At 66.9% G+C, this 17,816-nt stretch carries 8 protein-coding genes; 1 reads left to right on the top strand and 7 read right to left on the bottom strand.

Annotated elements, in window-relative coordinates:
* Positions 1 to 213: 213 nt before the first annotated feature.
* The gene (locus tag HXS66_RS05435; protein WP_084209318.1) at positions 214 to 1,734 is read right to left on the bottom strand and encodes an aldehyde dehydrogenase family protein; all 1,521 of its coding nucleotides are present in this window, start codon (positions 1,732 to 1,734) and stop codon (positions 214 to 216) included.
* A 439-nt stretch (positions 1,735 to 2,173) separates the two neighbouring features.
* Here HXS66_RS05435 and HXS66_RS05430 point away from each other — a divergent pair, with 439 nt between their 5' ends.
* On the top strand, positions 2,174 to 2,974 hold the full coding sequence (locus tag HXS66_RS05430) for a response regulator transcription factor (RefSeq protein ID WP_176503030.1): 801 nt from the start codon (positions 2,174 to 2,176) through the stop codon (positions 2,972 to 2,974).
* A gap of 50 nt (positions 2,975 to 3,024) precedes the next feature.
* Here HXS66_RS05430 and HXS66_RS05425 read toward each other — a convergent pair whose 3' ends face one another.
* The 6 genes from HXS66_RS05425 to recC all read right to left on the bottom strand — a co-directional run bounded on the left by HXS66_RS05425 (position 3,025) and on the right by recC (position 17,752).
* Complete coding sequence (locus tag HXS66_RS05425) at positions 3,025 to 4,341, bottom strand: Nramp family divalent metal transporter (RefSeq protein WP_255303108.1); 1,317 nt, start codon at positions 4,339 to 4,341, stop codon at positions 3,025 to 3,027.
* A gap of 224 nt (positions 4,342 to 4,565) precedes the next feature.
* A complete protein-coding gene (locus HXS66_RS05420) occupies positions 4,566 to 5,999 on the bottom strand; it encodes a hybrid sensor histidine kinase/response regulator (protein WP_176503029.1) in 1,434 nt (477 codons plus the stop codon).
* The gene (gene nosP, locus HXS66_RS05415) at positions 5,989 to 7,179 is read right to left on the bottom strand and encodes a nitric oxide-sensing protein NosP (RefSeq protein ID WP_176503084.1); all 1,191 of its coding nucleotides are present in this window, start codon (positions 7,177 to 7,179) and stop codon (positions 5,989 to 5,991) included. The genes HXS66_RS05420 and nosP overlap by 11 nt, the downstream gene beginning before the upstream one ends.
* Positions 7,180 to 7,291: 112 nt before the next feature.
* The gene (gene recD / locus HXS66_RS05410; RefSeq protein WP_176503028.1) at positions 7,292 to 9,451 is read right to left on the bottom strand and encodes an exodeoxyribonuclease V subunit alpha; all 2,160 of its coding nucleotides are present in this window, start codon (positions 9,449 to 9,451) and stop codon (positions 7,292 to 7,294) included.
* The gene (recB, locus tag HXS66_RS05405; protein WP_176503027.1) at positions 9,444 to 13,688 is read right to left on the bottom strand and encodes an exodeoxyribonuclease V subunit beta; all 4,245 of its coding nucleotides are present in this window, start codon (positions 13,686 to 13,688) and stop codon (positions 9,444 to 9,446) included. Before recB ends, recD begins: the two co-directional genes overlap by 8 nt.
* On the bottom strand, positions 13,685 to 17,752 hold the full coding sequence (recC, locus tag HXS66_RS05400; RefSeq protein WP_176503026.1) for an exodeoxyribonuclease V subunit gamma: 4,068 nt from the start codon (positions 17,750 to 17,752) through the stop codon (positions 13,685 to 13,687). Before recC ends, recB begins: the two co-directional genes overlap by 4 nt.
* Positions 17,753 to 17,816: the final 64 nt, after the last annotated feature.

Below are 17,816 nucleotides of genomic sequence, written 5' to 3'. Positions count from 1 at the left end.
GGCGGAGAGTGCGATCCCGTCCGGTCGTGAGCGAGGGCCAGTGTTCGCGCACGCCCCGGACCTGCCTCTTCATTGAAACCAGACGCGGTGCTCCCTGCCCTGCGCCAGATCAAGCAAGTCGGATCTGGCGCGGGCATCGAGAGGAATTCCTCGAGGAGGCATCGCGGGAGGTGGATTCAGCGCCACTAGCCTCGGTGGCGCTGACGGTCAGGCCTAGAAGAAGCCGAGTGGATTGATGTCGTAGCTGACCAGCAGGTTCTTGGTCTGCTGGTAGTGTTCCAGTGCCATCTTGTGGGTCTCGCGACCGACACCGGATTTCTTGTAGCCACCGAAGGCGGCATGGGCGGGATACTGGTGGTAGCAGTTGGTCCACACGCGACCGGCCTGGATACCGCGCCCCATGCGGAAGGCGACATTCATGTCGCGACTCCAGACACCGGCGCCGAGACCGAATTCGGTGTCATTGGCGATGGCCAGCGCCTCTGCCTCGTCACGGAAGGTGGTGACGGCGACCACCGGCCCGAAGATCTCCTCCTGGAAGACACGCATCGCGTTGTGGCCCTTCAGCAGGGTCGGCTGGATGTAATAGCCGTTGGCCAGCTCGTTCTCCAGCTGCTCGCTGCTGCCGCCGGTGAGCACCTCGGCCCCCTCCTCACGGGCGATATCCATGTAGGACATGATCTTGTCGAACTGCTCGCGGGAGGCCTGGGCGCCGACCTGCACGTCGGTATCCAGCGGATTGCCGCGCTTGATGGTCTTCACGCGCTCCATCACCCGGGCCATGAAGTCGTCGTAGATGCTTTCCTGGATCAGAGCGCGTGACGGGCAGGTGCACACCTCGCCCTGATTGAAGAACGCCAGCACCAGCCCTTCGGCAGCCTTGTCGATGAACTCGGGCTCGGCATTCATGATGTCGGCGAAGTAGATGTTGGGGGACTTGCCGCCCAGCTCCACCGTGGAGGGAATGATGGTCTCCGCGGCGCACTTGAGGATGTGCGAGCCCACGGGGGTGGAACCGGTGAAGGCGATCTTGGCGATGCGCTTGCTGGTCGCCAGCGCCTGTCCCGCCTCGGCGCCGTAGCCGTTGACGATGTTGAGCACCCCTGCCGGCAGCAGGTCATTGATCAGTTCCGCCAGCACCAGGATCGAGGCCGGGGTCTGCTCCGCCGGCTTGAGCACCACGCAGTTGCCGGCCGCCAGCGCCGGGCCCAGCTTCCAGGCCGCCATCAGGATCGGGAAGTTCCACGGGATGATCTGCCCCACCACCCCCAGCGGCTCGTGGAAGTGATAGGAGACGGTATTGGCATCGATGTCCGCCGCGGTGCCCTCCTGGGAGCGCAGGCAACCGGCGAAGTAGCGGAAGTGATCCGCCGCCAGCGGGATATCGGCGTTCAGCGTCTCGCGCACCGCCTTGCCGTTGTCCCAGGTCTCGGCGACCGCCAGCATCTCGAGATTCTGCTCGATGCGATCCGCGATCCTGAGCAGGATGTTGGAGCGCTCCTGCACCGAGGTCTTGCCCCAGGCGGGGGCTGCCTTGTGGGCGGCGTCCAGCGCGAGATCGATATCTTCCGCACTCGATCGCGGGATACGGCAGAACACCTCGCCCGTCACCGGGCTGACATTGTCGAAATATTCCCCCTTCACCGGCTCGACGAAACGCCCGCCGATGTAATTGCCGTAGGTGTCCTTGAACGTGACCAGCGCGTCGGCGCTGCCCGGGGAGGCGTAGATCATGGCGAACTCCTGTGGGTCGGATTCACGAGTGGCGCTCGTGATCGACGACCTGTTGTTGTAAGTCACGTGGACAGGAGATGGCGCTCCTGTCCCTCGCCTGACCGTCAATGACTGCATCAATGACTGCATCAAGAACTGCTTGATCAGGCGACCCTCACAGTCTTGTTCACTTGTGGCATTCGCGACATGCGCCCATGGGCGGAAACCGTCTCATCCCTTGGGAGGAGAAAAGGGAGAGACCCGGCAGGCAAGAAAGATGGGACAGGAAGACAGAGGAAGAAAGGAAAGGCAGGCCATACCGCGAAGGCCGCAAGGCACGACACCACGCCATGACGTTATGCTCAGGGTAGCTATTGTCAGCAAGGTCATGATCAGGAAAGCCATGGCCTGGAACGTCATGACCAGAACATCGCCCGCCAACGACCGGCCAGGAGCCTTCATGTACCGTCTGCTGATCGCGGATGACCATCCGCTGTTCCGTGATGCCATCAGTCGTACCCTGAATCTGGCCGTCGCTGACGGCTCTACGCCAGAATACGAGCTGCTGCAGGCCGCCAGTCTCGAGGAAGCGCTCAGCGTGATCGCTCATCATGCTGACAGCCTCGACCTGCTGCTGCTGGATCTCGACCTGCCCGACAGCCACGGCCTGGAAGGCCTGGCGCGCCTGCGCGAGGAGGCAGACTGGCTGCCGGTGGCGATTCTCTCCGCCCACGAGGCGCGCGAGACGGTACTCGAGGCATTGGCGCTCGGTGCGGTGGGGTATCTGTCCAAGTCGAGTTCGGCGCAGACCCTGCGCGATGCCCTCGCACGCATGCTGGCCGGGGAGGTCTACGTGCCTGCCCAGTTGATGCGCGCTGCGCCGCGTCCAGCGCCGCTCTCAGCATCATCTGCATCATCGGCACCAGCATCATCGGTACCAGTGCCACCGCCAGCGCCCCAACTGGCGCCGAGCCTCAGCGATGCTGAATTCGCGCGGCGCTGGCAGACCCTCACCACCAAGCAGCGCGGCGTGCTGGAGCGCATGGTGCTGGGCGAGTCCAACAAGATGATCGCCTGGCAGCTGGGCGTGGCGGAGACCACCATCAAGTCGCATGTCTCCGCCATCCTGCACAAGCTGGGGGTCGCCAGCCGGGTGCAGGCGATCCTGCTGGCCAGCCACGCCCTGCCTGCCGTGTCAGGCCCGAGTGAGACCTCTGCCGCCCCACGACGCGAAACGCCCCGGTCCAACGCTCACGAATGAGGCGCGAACCGGGGCGTTGCCCATCAGGTGTCGGGACAGAGTGACTCGCCCTACATCAGCTCCCCGACCAGCACATAGCCATTGAGCAGGATGATGACCGCTGCCACCAGCATGCCGATGGCCGTCACCCAGTGACGATTGACCAGGTCCCCCATCAGGCGGCGATTGGCGGTGAACATCAGCAGCGGCACCAGCGCGAAGGGAATCCCGAAGCTGAGTACCACCTGGCTTGCGACCAGCACCTGCTGCTCCGGCAGCCCCATCAGGATGATGGCGATGGCCGGTGCCATGGTGATCACGCGGCGCAGCCACAGCGGAATGCGGAAGTTGACGAAGCCCTGCATCACCACCTGCCCGGACAGGGTGCCGACGATGGACGAGGACAGCCCCGCCAGCAGCAGCGTGAAGCCGAAGATCAGGCTCGCGGCATTCTGGCCCATCAGCGGCGACAGCAGCTTGTAGCTCTCGGTGATGGAAGCCACGCCGGTCTCACCATTGCCATGGAAGACCTTGGCGGCCAGCACCAGCATCGCCATGTTGATCAGCCCCGCCAGCGCCATGCCAATGATCACATCGAGACGGTAGTAACCCATCACGCGACGACGCTGACCGCTGTCACGCACCCGGATGCGGTTCTGGGACAGCGCGGAATGCAGGTAGATGACATGCGGCATCACGGTGGCACCCAGGATACCCGCCGCCAGGAAGATGGCATGGCTATCCGGGAAACCTGGTGTCAGCAGGCCGTAGATGATCGGCTCCACCGGCGGACGACTGAGGATGATCTCGAGCAGGAAGCCCGCCGACACCGCCAGAATCATCGCCCCGATGATCATCTCCATCATGCGGAAGCCGTAGCGCTGCATCACCAGCACCGCGTAGGTGATGGCACCGGTCAACAGCGCCCCTTCCAGCATGCTGAGCCCGAACAGCAGATTGAAGGCCAGCGCCGCGCCGAGAAACTCGGCCAGATCGGTGGCGATGGCCACGATCTCCGCCTGCACCCAGAAGGCCCAGACCACCGGACGCGGGAAGCGCTCACGGATGACTTCCGCCAGATTCTTGCCGGTGGCCAGCCCCAGCCGGGCGGACAGGGTCTGGATCAACATCGCCATCAGGTTGGCCCACAGCACCACCCACAGCAGGGTATAGCCATAGCGGGAGCCGGCCTCGATGTTGGTCGCGAAGTTGCCGGGGTCGATGTAGGCGACGGCGGCGATCATCGCCGGGCCGAGAAACGGCAGCGCGCGACGCAGGCGTCCCGCAAGGGACAGAGGGGATGCGGTGCGCACACCGCCGGCAGCAGAGGCTTCACCTTCACTGCCCAGCGACATGCTGGCGGCATGACGTACGGATTTATCGGACATGATATTCAGCATGGGGGGGAAACCTGCCAGATCAATGGCCCGCGAACAGAGAAAGGGTGTGCGGGATGTCATGACACGAGGATACATGCTAAATACGATCAATTCTCATTAAAATTTACCGCGATGCCTGATAGCCTCCTTCAATTCTGCACATTGCCCCAACGCCCCGATTCCCTTGTTTCCGAATGCCGAGAGCTCAGCAAAGAAAGCTCAGCGACAGGAACTCAGCGATGGTTGACCAACAGCTGGCGCAGGCGCAGCGGCTTGACCGGCTTGAGCAGGAACCCGAAGCCGAGCGCGCGTGCCCTGGCCTTCAGCGGCGCCGAGTGGTCCGCGCTGATCACCACCACTGGCAAGTCTGGCCAACGCTTGCGCAGCCGTTGTGCCTGCGCCAGACCATCGGGCTGCCCGTCACCCAGCTGATGATCAACGATCAACACCTCCGGCGGCGCGGCCAGCGCCTGCCGCAACAGCACCTCGGCGGTATCGGCGCAGTGGACACTCGCGCCCCAGCCCTCGAGCAATGACTGCATGCCGGCACACACCTCCCGATCATCCTCGATCACCCAGATAACGGTATCGAGCAGCGGCTGCGCGAGCGGTAACGCGCAAGGCTGACCGGGAGAAGGCGCGTCAGCCGACGGGCCCATCACATTGGCAGGCTGTCGAATCGGCACGCGCACCGCGAAGGCGGCACCGCGCCCCGAGGTGCTGGCCAACGACAGGGGGTGCTCCAGCAGGCCGGTGATGCGCTTGACGATCGCCAGCCCCAGCCCCAGGCCACGCTGCTCGTTGTCCTGGCGCGGCGCCAGGCGCCGGAATTCCTGGAAGACCACCTCGCGCTGATGCTCGGCGATGCCGGGGCCGTTGTCGGCCACCGTGATCTCCAGCCAGTCACCACGCCGGCGACACCCCAGCAGCACGCGTCCGCGCGTCGAGCCATCCGGGACATGGCGCAGCGCATTGCTCAGGAAATTGCGTATCACGCGCGCCAGTAGCTGCAGATCTGACTCGACGCTCAGGTGGCTGGCCACGTAGTGCAGCTCCAGCCCACGGGCAGCGCCCAGTTGACGATATTCCTCGGCGAGCACATCCAGCAGCTCACGCACCGGGAAGGTGGCGACATCGGCCGTCAGCACGCCGGCATCCAGCCGCGAGATGTCCACCAGCGTGCCCAGCAGGCTCTCGACATCGGCCAGCGAGCGCCCCAGCCGCGCCACCAGCTCGCCCGGCGAAGCGTCGCGCGGCGTGGGGTCATCAAGTGCCAGCCTCGCCAGCTGCTCTTCCAGAGCGCTTGCGAACAATCGGGCGGCATTCAGGGGTTGCAGCAGATCATGGCTGATGGCGGCGAGAAAGCGGGTCTTGGAGTGATTGGCCGCCTCGGCGGCGGCCTTGGCGGCGGTCAGGCGTCGATTGAGTGCCCCCAGTTCATCGAGGGTGCGGTGCAGGGCGTCGGTACGCTCGCGCACCTGATCCGCCAGCAGGACGGCGTGCTCGAAGGCGGCGTAGGGCGCGCTCGGTGAAGGGCTGCTGGATTCGACCCGTTCGATCAGGGCGGCGTTGATCTTCTCCAGCTGGCGATTGCGCGCCTTGAGGGCGGCGAGTTCAGCGCTCAGGCCGTCCTTTCGGGAATCTGTCAGCGGCGTATCAGGCGCCATCCTGCCCTCCCGTACCATCGGCCGTGAGACGGCGCTGGCCGATCACCACGCCGGTGAAGGTCTGGTTGATGTGCATGCCGTGATGCTGCTCACCGTAGGTATTGAAGCCGATCACCCGGTGATGCCTGAGCAGACGCGAGGCCTCTGCCTCCAGCCCCAGCGCCTCGATCTCCATGCGCCGCAGGAAGCAGTCACAGCCGATGGTCAGCGCGGGCGGCCCCAGGCGCGCCTCCACCTCGGCCAGCCGCTGCTCGAGCTGCGCGAGAATCGGCGTGGCCTGCATGGCGGTGAGCACGATGCCGGTCTCCACCGCGCAGTAGAAGCTCAGGCTGGCATCGGCATTCACGCGCTGGATGGAGCGCACGTAATGCGCCTCACCGATGCGCACCGCCAGCGGGCAGCGCGCGAAGACCGCCTCCTCCAGCGCCTCGGGCGCGACACCGGCCAGCCGCGCATACTCCTCGGCGGCGGGCTCGGCATTCAGCTCCAGCACGCGGCGTGAATCGCGGTCCACCGCCGTCACCACCAGCTTGTCGGCCAGCGGCGTAAGATGGTGAGTGCTGATGACCTCGAACGGCAGCCGCGTATTGATCACTACCACGACCGCCGCCTGATCATGGAAGACCCCGTCGGCGTAGACATAGGTATGCGCCAACCGGTTGTCGTCCCCGGCGGAGCCACCGAAGGCGGGAATGCTGCCCAGCGCCGCATCCAGCGTCGCCAGTACCTGCTCCTCACTGCTCGAGAGGCCATCGAGCAGCGTCAGCGCGAAGCTGTTGCCCATCACCGGCGCCACGGCCTGCTCGCGACAGCGCGCCAGCAGCTCATCACTCAGCGCCTGGGCACGCGGAAGGTCGAAACCGCTCAGATCATCGATCAACACCTGCGCCAGCGCGAAGTCGCTGCGCGCCAGGCCGATGGCGGTGATGGAGCCGCGCGCATAGCCCTCGGGCGTGATCTCGCCGGCGGTGGTGCAGCCACTCACCGCTACCTCACCGAAGGCATCGGCCAGCGCCTGACCCAGTGCCGGGAGGGGGTAATCTGCCGAGCAGAAGAACAGCACCCCGCCGAGCCGCTGGCGGCCACCGAGCGAGTCATCAAGCTTTCGGGCCAGCTCGGCCACCGCCGCCTGCGGGTCCTTGAGGTGACTGGCCGCTGTGGCCAGCGGTACGGCAATCATCTCGCTCTGTGGCTGCGGCCTTCCCTTCACGCGACTGCTGACATCCGTCATGTCCCCTCCTCCTGTCGAGCGCAGCGGGGCCAGACCTGACGATCATCCATCGGCGTCCGGTCTAGAGCACCAGCCCGCTGGCTCTCACCACGCGTCGTTCAATGGCGCCTTCCAGCGTCTCGCGGCGGGTGCCCGCCAGCGTGACCCGCGACTTGGCCCGCGTGATGCCGGTGTAGACCAGCTCGCGAGTCAGAATCGGATTGGCACCCTCAGGCAACACGAATACCACATGGCGGAACTCGGAACCCTGCGACTTGTGGACCGTCATCGCGAAGACCGTCTCCACCGCCTCGAGGCGTGACGGCAATACCGCGCGCACGCCACGGTGGAAACGCTGGATCTCGGTGTCCTGCCCATCACGCTCGGCGTCTGACGACACCTCCTCCTCGACCGGGAAGAACACACGCAGGCGTCCCCCGGCGGCGGGGTCCGACAGGGTGATGCCGACATCGCCGTTGTAGAGCCCCAGCGCGCGATCATTGCGCGTCACCATCACCGGACGCCCGGCGTACCAGCCGCGTTCCTCGGCGATCAGCCCACGGCGCATCAGCACCCGCGCCACACGCTGGTTGAGGCCATCGACCCCATAGGGGCCACGGCGCAGCGCGCACAGCAGCTGAAACTCGAGCAGCAGATCGATCACCTCTCGTGCCGGGCGCCGCTCACGCACGGCCTCCAGCGCCGGGCGATAGCCATTGACCACCAGCGTCTCCAGATCGCGGTCCTCCGGGCCGCTGAGCTTCAGCCAGGCGATATCGCTGTAGCCTGTCTTCCAGGCGTCGCGCAGCGCCTGGCGGTCTCCGGCATTGCAGGCACGCGCCAGGGCACCGATACCGCTGTCGGCGGAGAAGCGGTAGCTCTTCTGCAGCACCACCACGTGATCGGCGAGTCGGCCGCGGTCTGCCGTGTCCTGCGTCTCCGAGACATCCGGCGTGGCGATGGCCTCATCCAGCGTTTCACCGGTCAGGCGGGCGAGGTCTGCACACACTGCCGGTGAGTAACGCGGCGGCAGCGCATGCTCGCAGAGATCGCCCAGCACGGCGCCGGCTTCCACCGAGGCCAGCTGGTCCTTGTCGCCGAGCAGAATCAGGCGGGCGTGGGCGGGCAGCGCGCCGAGCAGCGCCGCCATCAGGTCGAGATCGACCATCGAGGCTTCATCCACCACCAGCAGGTCCAGCGCCAGCGGATTGCCGGCGTGATGGCGGAAGTGGCGGGAATCCGGACGCGCACCCAGCAGGCGGTGCACGGTGCTTGCCTCACGCGGGATGGCGGCGCGCACCGCGTCTGGCACCTCGAGCTTCGCCACCGCGCCGCGGATCGACTCCGACAGCCGCGCCGCCGCCTTGCCGGTCGGGGCGACCAGTCGGATATCCAGCGCCCGCCGTTCATGCGGATGGCCTGTCTCATCGCTCCCGACACTGCCTACCACACCGCTCTCCACCTCCACACCGCCAGCTCCACCAGAGAGCGCCTGCGCCTGCAACAGTGCCAACAGGCGCGTGACGGTGGTGGTCTTGCCGGTACCGGGGCCGCCGGAAATCACCGTCAGGCGCTGACGCAGCGCCAGGGCACAAGCCAGCTTCTGCCAGTCCGGCGCGCCGTGCGGGTCCGGCTGATTGCTGGTGAACAGCTCACGCAGACGCTCGCCCAGCGCATCGCTGACCCGCGTCTCGCCCTCCTCGCTCGGCCCCATCCGCGCACGCAGCCCCGCCGCGACTTCACGCTCGGCCTGCCAGTAACGCCGCAGATAGAGGCGCTCGCCCACCAGCACCAGCGGGCGCAGCGGCAGATGACCCGCCGGGGAGTCGGCCTGCGCCAGCACGCTGACCAGCCGCGATTCCGCCAGCTGCTCGGCCCAGCGGCCGGCATCGAGATCCGCCAGGAAGGCTTCCGGCAGGGCCACGCTGACCTCGGCAAGATGCGCCTCGGACTGCTCCAGCGGTGGCAGCGACAGGGTCGCGCGTGGCTCGGCCAGCGCTCGCGACAGCGACAGGCACACATGCCCGCGCCCCAGCTGGTGGCTGGCAAGCGCAGCCGCCAGCAGCACGCTGGCCGGGGCCTCCGGTACATGACGCGCCATGAAGCGCACCAGATGGGCATCGACTCGCCTGAGCCAGCCCAGCTCCACCCACAGGCCGAGCGTGGCGAGCAGGGTCTCGGCAGTCGGGGCGTCAGGGGCAGCGCTGTGCTGCTGCGTTTCCAAAGGCGTGGCGTCAGACATCGAAGGCCCCCTGCTGGCCGCTTTGCGTGAGTGGCGTGGTGTCGGTGGTGTGAAGGAGCAGGCTATCCAATGCGGAACTGTCACCGCCCAGCCAGAGATCCAGCGCCTCGATCAGCGCCTGTGATGGCCGGCGCTGGAACACGCCGGGCGTCGCCACGCCGGGCGTCGCTGTCTCTTCAAGGGGCCTACCGGGCGTCGCCGTGGCTTCATCCACCGCAAGCGCGGGTGAATCACCGCCGGCATCCAGGCCGCGCAGGAAGACATACAGCACGCCACCCATGCAGCGTTCGTAATCGTAGTCCTCGCCGAGGCGCGCCTTGAGCAGACGATGCAGCGCGAGGGTGTAGAGCACGTACTGCAGGTCGTAGCGGTGCTCGACCATCGCGCGGGCCAGCGACTCACCGAGGTAGTCCTCGGGGCGCTCGCCCAGATAGTTGGACTTCCAGTCCAACACGTACCAGCGGCCGCCGGACTGGAAGGTCAGATCGATGAAGCCCTTGAGCATGCCGTGCATGCGGCGTGGCGCGAGCCTGGGCCGCGAGCGCGGCAACGGCTCCAGCGCGGTGACCACGGCGTCCAGCGGCAGACTGCGCGCGTGCACGGCCGGCAGCCAGAATTCCAGCTCCGGCTGCCAGGCCTCGAGTCGGTTGAGCAGGATCGGCTCGCCCTCGAAGCCCTGCAGCGGGCGGGTCAGTGCCTGCTCCAGCCAGTCGGTGAGACGTGGCTGCCAGCTGGCATCGAAGCCACCGAAATGCAGCCGCGAGCCCACCAGCCGCTCAAGCTCGCCGCGATAGTCATCCGCACCGAGGCGATCGAGATCCACCGCCTCCAGCAGCCCGTGCAAGAAGGTCCCCGGGCGCGGTCCGCGCGGGAAGTCATGCAGATGGATCTCGCCCACCGTCATCGGCAGGCCGCCAGCCAGCAGCGGGCCGGACTGGCCTGCCACCTCGCGGTCCGGGCGCGTCAGGCCCTGCTCGCCTTCTTCCAGCGCGATCTCGGTGGCGCCTTCCGGCACGCGATCATCCTCGGCATCGCCGGTGTCTTCCAGCGCCGCCGTCACCTGACGGGCATCCGTGAGCAAGGCGGTGTAGGAGGCGATCCACCAGTCATCCTCGATGCCGCCGGCGAAGTGACGCGCGCCATGGAAGTGCTGATCGCGCTCCGCCGGTGGCTGATAGTCATGACCGGGCAACTCCGGCAGACCGGACACGCGAGCGAGTCCGGCAGACTGCTGTTCACACCAGCGGCACAAGGCAGCCTCGATGGCGCTGGCCTCGATCTCCTCGTTGTCACTCATGCCGAGCAGATAACCGATGGCGGTGACGGGCAGGCTGAGCTGCTTGCTGAAGCCGCCCTTGCCGATGGGCGCCAGTCCCAGCCAGCAGGCGAACTTGGGACGCGTCAGCGCCACGTAGAGCAGGCGCACGTCTTCCATCAGCCGTGCATGATCGGCCGCCGCGATGGCCTCCTTGGAGGGCTTCTTGACCAGGATGCTGTCATCCAGCGCCATGTCCGACTCTGCCGCCGCAGGCAAATCGGTCTTTGCACCGGCTACCTGCTGTGCATCGGCCTCTGCCTGCTCTTCAGCCAGCCAGCGCTGCTTGAGGGTCAGCAGGCCGAAATTCCTGTCCGGCTCGGCGGCGCGGAAGCTGGCCATGAACGGCAGCAGCACGATGGGATACTCAAGCCCCTTGGACTTGTGGATGGTGACGACCCGCACCAGCCCCTCATCACTTTCCAGTCGCTGACTGAGGCTGTCGCTGTCCAGCGCTTCATGGCCGGATTCCAGTGCCTGATGCCACCAGCGCAGCAGCGCCTGTTCGCCATCGAGCCGCTGGGCGGCATTCTGGGCCAGCTCCCCCAGGTGCAGCACGTCGGTCAGGGCACGCTCACCCCCGGCGCGGGCCGCCAGCCGCTCACCGACCCGGAAGTCACGCATCACGCCGCGCAGCATCGGCAGCACGCCGCGCCGCTGCCAGTCACGGTGATAGCCATCGAAGCGCTCGACCTCACGCTCCCAGGCCAGCTCATCCACGCCGAGACGCTCGACCAGCGAGAGGTCATCCGCCAGCAGGCGTGTCGCCAGCGCGGCGCGCAGACGACGGTCATCCCGCGGATGGGCGACAGCCTCGAACAGCTGCAGCAGCTCGAAGGCCTCCGGCGTGTCGAACACTGAGCTCTTCTCGCTCAGATAGACGCTGCGGATACCGCCTTCGGCAAGCGCCCCACGCACCGCTGCGGCCTCGCGCCCGTTACGTACCAGCACCGCGATATCGCTGGCGGCCACGCCACGCGGCGGCGCATCTCCCGCGTCCATGAACACCAGCCCCGGCTCGCCCGCCGCCAGGCGTTGTTGGCCCTCGAGCAGTGTCTGGATCTGGGTGCGGCAGGCGCGACTCATGTCGCGGCGATGCGCATCGGCGCTCAGGCGCTCACCGTTGGCCCACCACAGATTCAGTGCACAGGCGGCCTCTTCGCGGCCATCCGGATGCCGCAGCACCAGCCGGGTGCGCGTGCCCTGGGCCTCGACTGGCTGGAAGGGAATGTCCTCACTGCCGAAGGGCGCAGGATGCTGGGCGAACAGCGCATTCACCGCCGCCACCATCGCGGCGCTGGAGCGGAAGTTGCGCGGCAGGGTGAAGCGCGAGGGGGTGACCTGGCGCGCCGCCAGATAGGTGTCGATATCGGCGCCGCGGAAGGCGTAGATGGCCTGCTTGGGGTCACCGATCATCAACAGCGTGCTGGGAGCCTCGTCAGCCTCGTCGCTGTCAGTAGCGTCAACGTGCTGCTCATCGAGCGAGCCATCGCCCGCCGTCTGTGGATAGATGCGCCGGAAGATGCGGTACTGGACCGGGTCGGTATCCTGGAATTCATCGATCATCGCCACCGGCAGTTCCTGACGGATCTGCCGCGCCAGACGCTGGCTGGCCTCGCCATTGAGCGAAGGGTCCAGCGCGTGGTCGAGATCATTGAGCAGGTCCGAGAATTCCCAGAGTCCCAGACGGCGCTTCTCGCAGATCAGGGCGCGGGCGACACTGTCACGCGCGTGCACGGCGACCTGATCCAGCAGCACGGCGTCCGGGGCGGGCACCTCGGCCAGCAGGTCCAGCGCCGCGAAGAAGGGATGGCGCGGCGTCTGGCAGTTCTTCTTGGTGCCCTTCTCGAGCTTGGCCTGACTCAGCCAGCAAAGCTTCTTGCTGTCGAGCATGTCGGCGGCGAAGTCGTGCTCGCCGCTGGCCAGCCAGGCGGCCGTCGCCGCCAGGCGAGGCTCCAGCTCGGCCTCCTTGTAGCTGTTGCCGTTGAGCGCCTTGCTGGCGAAGGCCTCGCCCATCACGTCGCGGATGGCCGGCTCATCGAAGCTTTCCTCGACGGCGCGCCGCGCGGCCTGTTGTTGCTGACGCCACTGCTCGGCATTGCCGAGCAGCTCGCTCAGGTCTTGCGGGGCCTCAAGACATTCACCGTCGCGATACAGCGGGCGTGGCGTGCCGTCACGCAACAGGCCGCGCAGTTCCTCTCCCAGTGCTTCCGGGCCGGCCCAGCGCCCACGGATCAAGGCCTGCCACTCGCGAGCCAACGGGTAGAACTCGCAGCGCCAGTAATCCTCGACGCAACGTGTCAGCAGCGACTGACCATCCTGCAGCAACTCGGCGCCGAAGCGTCCGCCGGCATCGAAGGCATGCCGACTGAGCATGCGCTGACAGAAGCCGTGGATGGTGAAGATGGCGGCGTCATCCATCAGGCGCGCGGCCTGATCGAGGCGCCGCGCCGCCGCGGCCTTGAGGCGCGATGCGTCCTCGGCAGGTGAGGATGTCAGCAGCGGCGCGAGCAATTCAGCCAGCACCGGATCAGGACTGGCACGCCCCAGCAGCGCCTCACGCGCCTGCTTGAGGCGCGCGCGAATGCGGTCACGCAGCTCTGCGGTGGCGGCTTCGGTGAAGGTCACCACCAGAATCTCCGGCGGCGTCAGCGGACGCGGATAGCTCACGCTGGCCGCCTGCCCGGGCAAGGGGCCGAGCACCAGCCGCACGTAGAGCGCGGCGAGGGTGAAGGTCTTGCCGGTGCCGGCACTCGCCTCGATCAGATGCTGACCGAGCAGGGGCAGCGTCGGAATATCGAGGGCTTGGCCCTGCTGGCTCGGATCCATCTCGTCACTCATTGCCGCTTCCTTGTCCTGAGCGATGCCACTCCTCACGCCACTCTCCACACCGCTCATTCCTTCCACTCTGGTATCGCTCATGACTGCCCCTTCCCGGTGGAGAGCTCCACCGCGCGCTCGCCGAGAATGCCCTGACGCACGCCGATCATGCTCTCGATCAACGGCTGATAGAGCTGCACGCTGTTGAGCACGCCGCCCGCACGGGCGAAGGCATCGAACTCCGGCCACAGCTCGCCCAGCGCGCCTTCCTGTCGCCTGAGTGCCTGGGGGCCCTTGAAGATGTCTTCCGTGAAGCGGGTTTCCATGGCGCGCGACAGGCTGTCGGCAAGCCAGGGCTTGTGGATGGCGGCCAGCGCCGTCTCAAGCGTTGGCGTGCCGTCAGCGGCCTGCGCCTTGAGTGCGCCGAACAAGGCACTGCGATCCTCCTCGCCCACTACCTCCCAGAGGGTGGTCGCCAGTTCCAGCGCGGCGGCCAGCGGCGCCTGCCAGCCCTGGGCATACGCCTTGACGAGATGGCGCAGCGCGGCTTCGGCCTGCTCGATACGCAGCGCGGGGAACAGCAGCCAGCGGTCCTCGAACACCGCCAGCCACTGATAGCCTTCACGGCGCGTGCCCTGATCACCCGCCACCTCCCCGAGGCTGGGGCGCGCGTTGGCCATCAGCCAGTCGAGATAGCCGGCCAGCAGACGATGCGGCTTGCCGAGCTTCTTGTAGCGGCCCTCCTTGCCGGGCTTGAGGGTGCCGAAGTGGGTCGCCTCCAACGTGGCCAGCAGGCGGCTCTCGCCCTCGGCGTCATCGCGCAGTTGCCGACGGCTGATCAGACGCGTGGTGAGCGTCACCCGCAAGGGCCTGCCGTCCTCATCCTGCATGATCAGCGGTACCTCGAGGGTGCGCGGCGGCAGCGAGGTGGCATCGCTGAGCTGATCACGCCAGCTGGCCAGCTGCTGATCGAGACGCTTGAGGCGCGGTTCGATCAAGGCATCGGCAAAGCCCAGCGCCGGCAGGCGCCCGGCCCGGCGCAGACGTTCGGCGGCCAGCGGCAAGGATTGTCCGGTGAGCGCGGCGTCCAGCAGCTCGCGGGTCAGGGTGAAGTTCTCCAGCCCGTCGGGGGCGAAGGGTTCGTTGTCCTCATCCGGCACCTCGGCATCGCGGAAGCGCACGCCGACGCGGTCCAGCCCCAGCTGCCAGGGACGACGCAGGAAGCGCGCCAGCGAGTCCGCGCCGAGACGCAGATGGGACTCCGGCGCCTGCTCCACCAGCTGCTTCAAGGCGGCCGCCCCCGCCGCGCTTGCCTGACTGGCTTCGCGTTGATTCGCCGGGGAGGCCTCTGAGGTTGGAGCCTGACCCGCCGCGCGATACAGGCTCGACCAGCTGGCGTCATAGCTGAACAGATCGCCAGCCGTCGCCTGGGAGGCATGGAAGTAGCGCCGAGAGAAGGGCTGCAATGGATGCTCGGTGATCAGACGCTCGCGCAGGGCAGCTTCGCGAGAGACACCCGGTGCCTCGGCATGCGTCTCGGGGGTCCAGCCCAGCTCGATGTAATCAAGCAGTTCCCCGACCAGTACCGAGGGCGGCCGTTCGCCGTTGTCGCGTTGGTCACGCCCGACCCACGAGATCGACAGGCGATCCCGCGCCGCCAGCAGCGCCTCCAGGAACAGGTAGCGATCATCGTCACGCCGTGAGCGGTCTCCCGGTTGAGGGCGGCTGGCCATCAGATCGAAATCTTGCGGCATGCGCACCCGCGGGTAGTCACCATCGTTCATGCCCAGCAGGTGCACTTCGCGGAAGGGAATCGCACGCATCGGCATCAGGGTGGCGAAGTTGACCCGACCGGCAAGGAAGCGCTGGGCGAGACCGCCGCTGTCAAGCTCGCCACGCAGCGCCTCGCGCACCACCTTGAGCGACAGACAGCCATCGAAACCGGCCTGCTGCCAGCCCTTGTCGAGGCGGGAAAGCGCCGCCTGCAGACGCGCCAGAATGTCGAATTCCTCGGCACTGTCCGGGCTGAGGCTCTCCTCCCACAATCGCTGCAGCGTAGTCGCCCAGTCCGCTGGCGTACGCGAGGTGTCCAGCCAGCGGCGCCAGCGATCCAGGCTCTCGATCAGCTCGCCGACCTTGCCTGCCAGTTCGGCCTCGAGACCGGCCACTTCATCGAAGGGCACCACGCCATCGAAGCTCAGGCCGTTCATGTCGACAAGGCCATCCATCAGGCCGTCCATCAGGTCGGCGCTCTGCTCACCTTGTACTGGGGAGCCGGCCGCCGGACCGCCGGCCGCCGGGGCGCCGGCCGCCGGGGAGCCGGTAGCGTAGCCCAGCAGCATGCGCTCGAGGCCGAAGCGCCAGCTGTTCTCGTCGAGGGGCATGAAACCAAGTTGCTCACGGTGCTCACCGGAGAGTCCCCAGCGCACGCCGCTGTCGGCCAGCCAGCGCCGCAGGCGCTCAAGTTCGCCCTCCTCGATGGCGAAGCGACGCCGGAAGGCGGCGACATCCAGTGCATCCAGCACCTCGCTGACGCCGAGGCGGCGCTCCGGCAGCTCCAGCAGCATCAAGACCAGTCCGAGCAGCGGATTGGCCTGACTGGCCACCCGGTCGGCGATGGTGAAGGGAATATGACGCGGATTGCCCGGCGGCAGCTGACCGAACACCGCCTCGATATAGGGGGCATATCGGTCGATGTCCGGCACCATCACCAGGATGTCGCGCGGCCGCAGCGGTTCGCCCTCCCCCTGCCGGGCCGCCTCGTGGGCACGTTCGAAGGCCGCCAGCAGGCGGTCATGCAGAATCTCGACTTCGCGCAGCGCCGAGTGGGCGCTGACCAGACTGATGGAATCATCTTGCGCCTCCAGCCTGCGAGGACTTCCCTCGGCCAGGGCGCGCTCGCCGGGATGCACCAGCTCGAGAATCTCATCCTGGATCTGATGCAGCAGCGGTGCCTGCTCGGGCGGCGTATCCTCGCTGATGCGCGGCACGAAGACGTCCAGTTCGAGATCGAAACCGCTGTCGCGCCCGGACAGCGCGCTCTCGAATTCATACAGATTGACGATGAAGTCACGCCCCTGGGCACCCAGCCCGGCCAGCAACGGATTGGCCTTGAGGTGCAGCTCCTCCTCCGCCAGCCCGGTCAGCGCCGGTGCCTCGGGGTGACGGGCACGCTGTCGCGCGACGCGCTCGCTGTCCATGCGCAGGCTGTCGGCTCTCATACTGCGCCGCACGGCTTCGCGGTCGGAGACGATATCGCCCCAGTAATGACGGCAGGGATTGGTGATCATCAGGTAGATGTCCATCACCCCGGACAGCGCATGCAGCGCATCCAGCGTCTGCCCCGGCAGTGCCGAGATGCCGAACACGAACAGGCGTGGCGGCAACGGGTGGCGGCGTGATGAGGGCAGTGATTCCAGCGCGCGCGCGGCCGCGACGAAGCGACCATGCAGAGCGGCACGGTGATGTTGCCGGCTGCTGGGCGGCGCATCCGCCAGTACCGCACGCCACAGGGCCGGCTGCCATTTCTGGCTGGCGGGCAGGTTGTCCGGCAGCAGATTGGCGGGCAGCTCGCCTGCGGCCTGCTGACGCGCGAAGGCATCGCGGAAGTTGTCATCCTCCAGCCCGCTCTCCCAGCTGCGCACCCACTCGGGACGGTAGTTGAGGTACTGGTCGAAGAGATCCGCCAGCTGGCAGGCCAGCTGCCACTGCTGACGCTCTGCCTCCGGCCCCTCGGGCAGTGCAGGCAGGGCACCCTCATCGACTGCCTCGATCAGCTGGCCACGCTCATCGCGACACAGGTAATCCCTGAGCGGCGCATAGCATTCCGCCTGGGATTCATCGGCCAGCAGGCCCGGCAAAAGGCGCAGCAGACGCCAGGCAAGCGGGCCCTTGTCGAAGGGTGACAGCTCCGGAATCTCGTCGCCCAGCACGCCACCCAGGACCCCGCGATAGGCACGCCACACGAAGCTTGAGGGCAGTGGAAAATCGACCGAGGCAGCGATGCCATCGGCCTCGGCCAATGACAACCTCAGCCACTGGGCCATGCCGTTGGACTGGACGAGAAAGGTTTCCGGCACCAGCGGAGGCTGGGGAGCGGCCTTGATCACCTTGAGCGCCAGATCGCGCAGATCCTCGAGGTGATTGGCGTGAAGAACGGTAAACATGCGGGCATCCTGCTGGCAAAGCCCCCGAGCCCTCATGGCCGAGGCGAGACGAGTCGAGAGCGAG

The sequence above is a fragment of the Cobetia sp. 5-11-6-3 genome, assembly GCF_013374055.1.
Lineage (GTDB): Bacteria > Pseudomonadota > Gammaproteobacteria > Pseudomonadales > Halomonadaceae > Cobetia > Cobetia marina.
This window is presented reverse-complemented; position numbering and strand designations above follow the sequence as displayed.

Excerpts from the sequence above, each read along its gene's own strand:
- HXS66_RS05425 (WP_255303108.1), bottom strand. The coding sequence starts at position 4,341 with ATGTCCGATAAATCCGTACGTCATGCCGCCAGCATGTCGCTGGGCAGT.
- recB (WP_176503027.1), bottom strand. The coding sequence starts at position 13,688 with ATGAGCGATACCAGAGTGGAAGGAATGAGCGGTGTGGAGAGTGGCGTG.
- HXS66_RS05430 (WP_176503030.1), top strand. The coding sequence starts at position 2,174 with ATGTACCGTCTGCTGATCGCGGATGACCATCCGCTGTTCCGTGATGCC.
- recC (WP_176503026.1), bottom strand. The coding sequence starts at position 17,752 with ATGTTTACCGTTCTTCACGCCAATCACCTCGAGGATCTGCGCGATCTG.
- recD (WP_176503028.1), bottom strand. The coding sequence starts at position 9,451 with ATGTCTGACGCCACGCCTTTGGAAACGCAGCAGCACAGCGCTGCCCCT.
- nosP (WP_176503084.1), bottom strand. The coding sequence starts at position 7,179 with ATGATTGCCGTACCGCTGGCCACAGCGGCCAGTCACCTCAAGGACCCG.
- HXS66_RS05435 (WP_084209318.1), bottom strand. The coding sequence starts at position 1,734 with ATGATCTACGCCTCCCCGGGCAGCGCCGACGCGCTGGTCACGTTCAAG.
- HXS66_RS05420 (WP_176503029.1), bottom strand. The coding sequence starts at position 5,999 with ATGGCGCCTGATACGCCGCTGACAGATTCCCGAAAGGACGGCCTGAGC.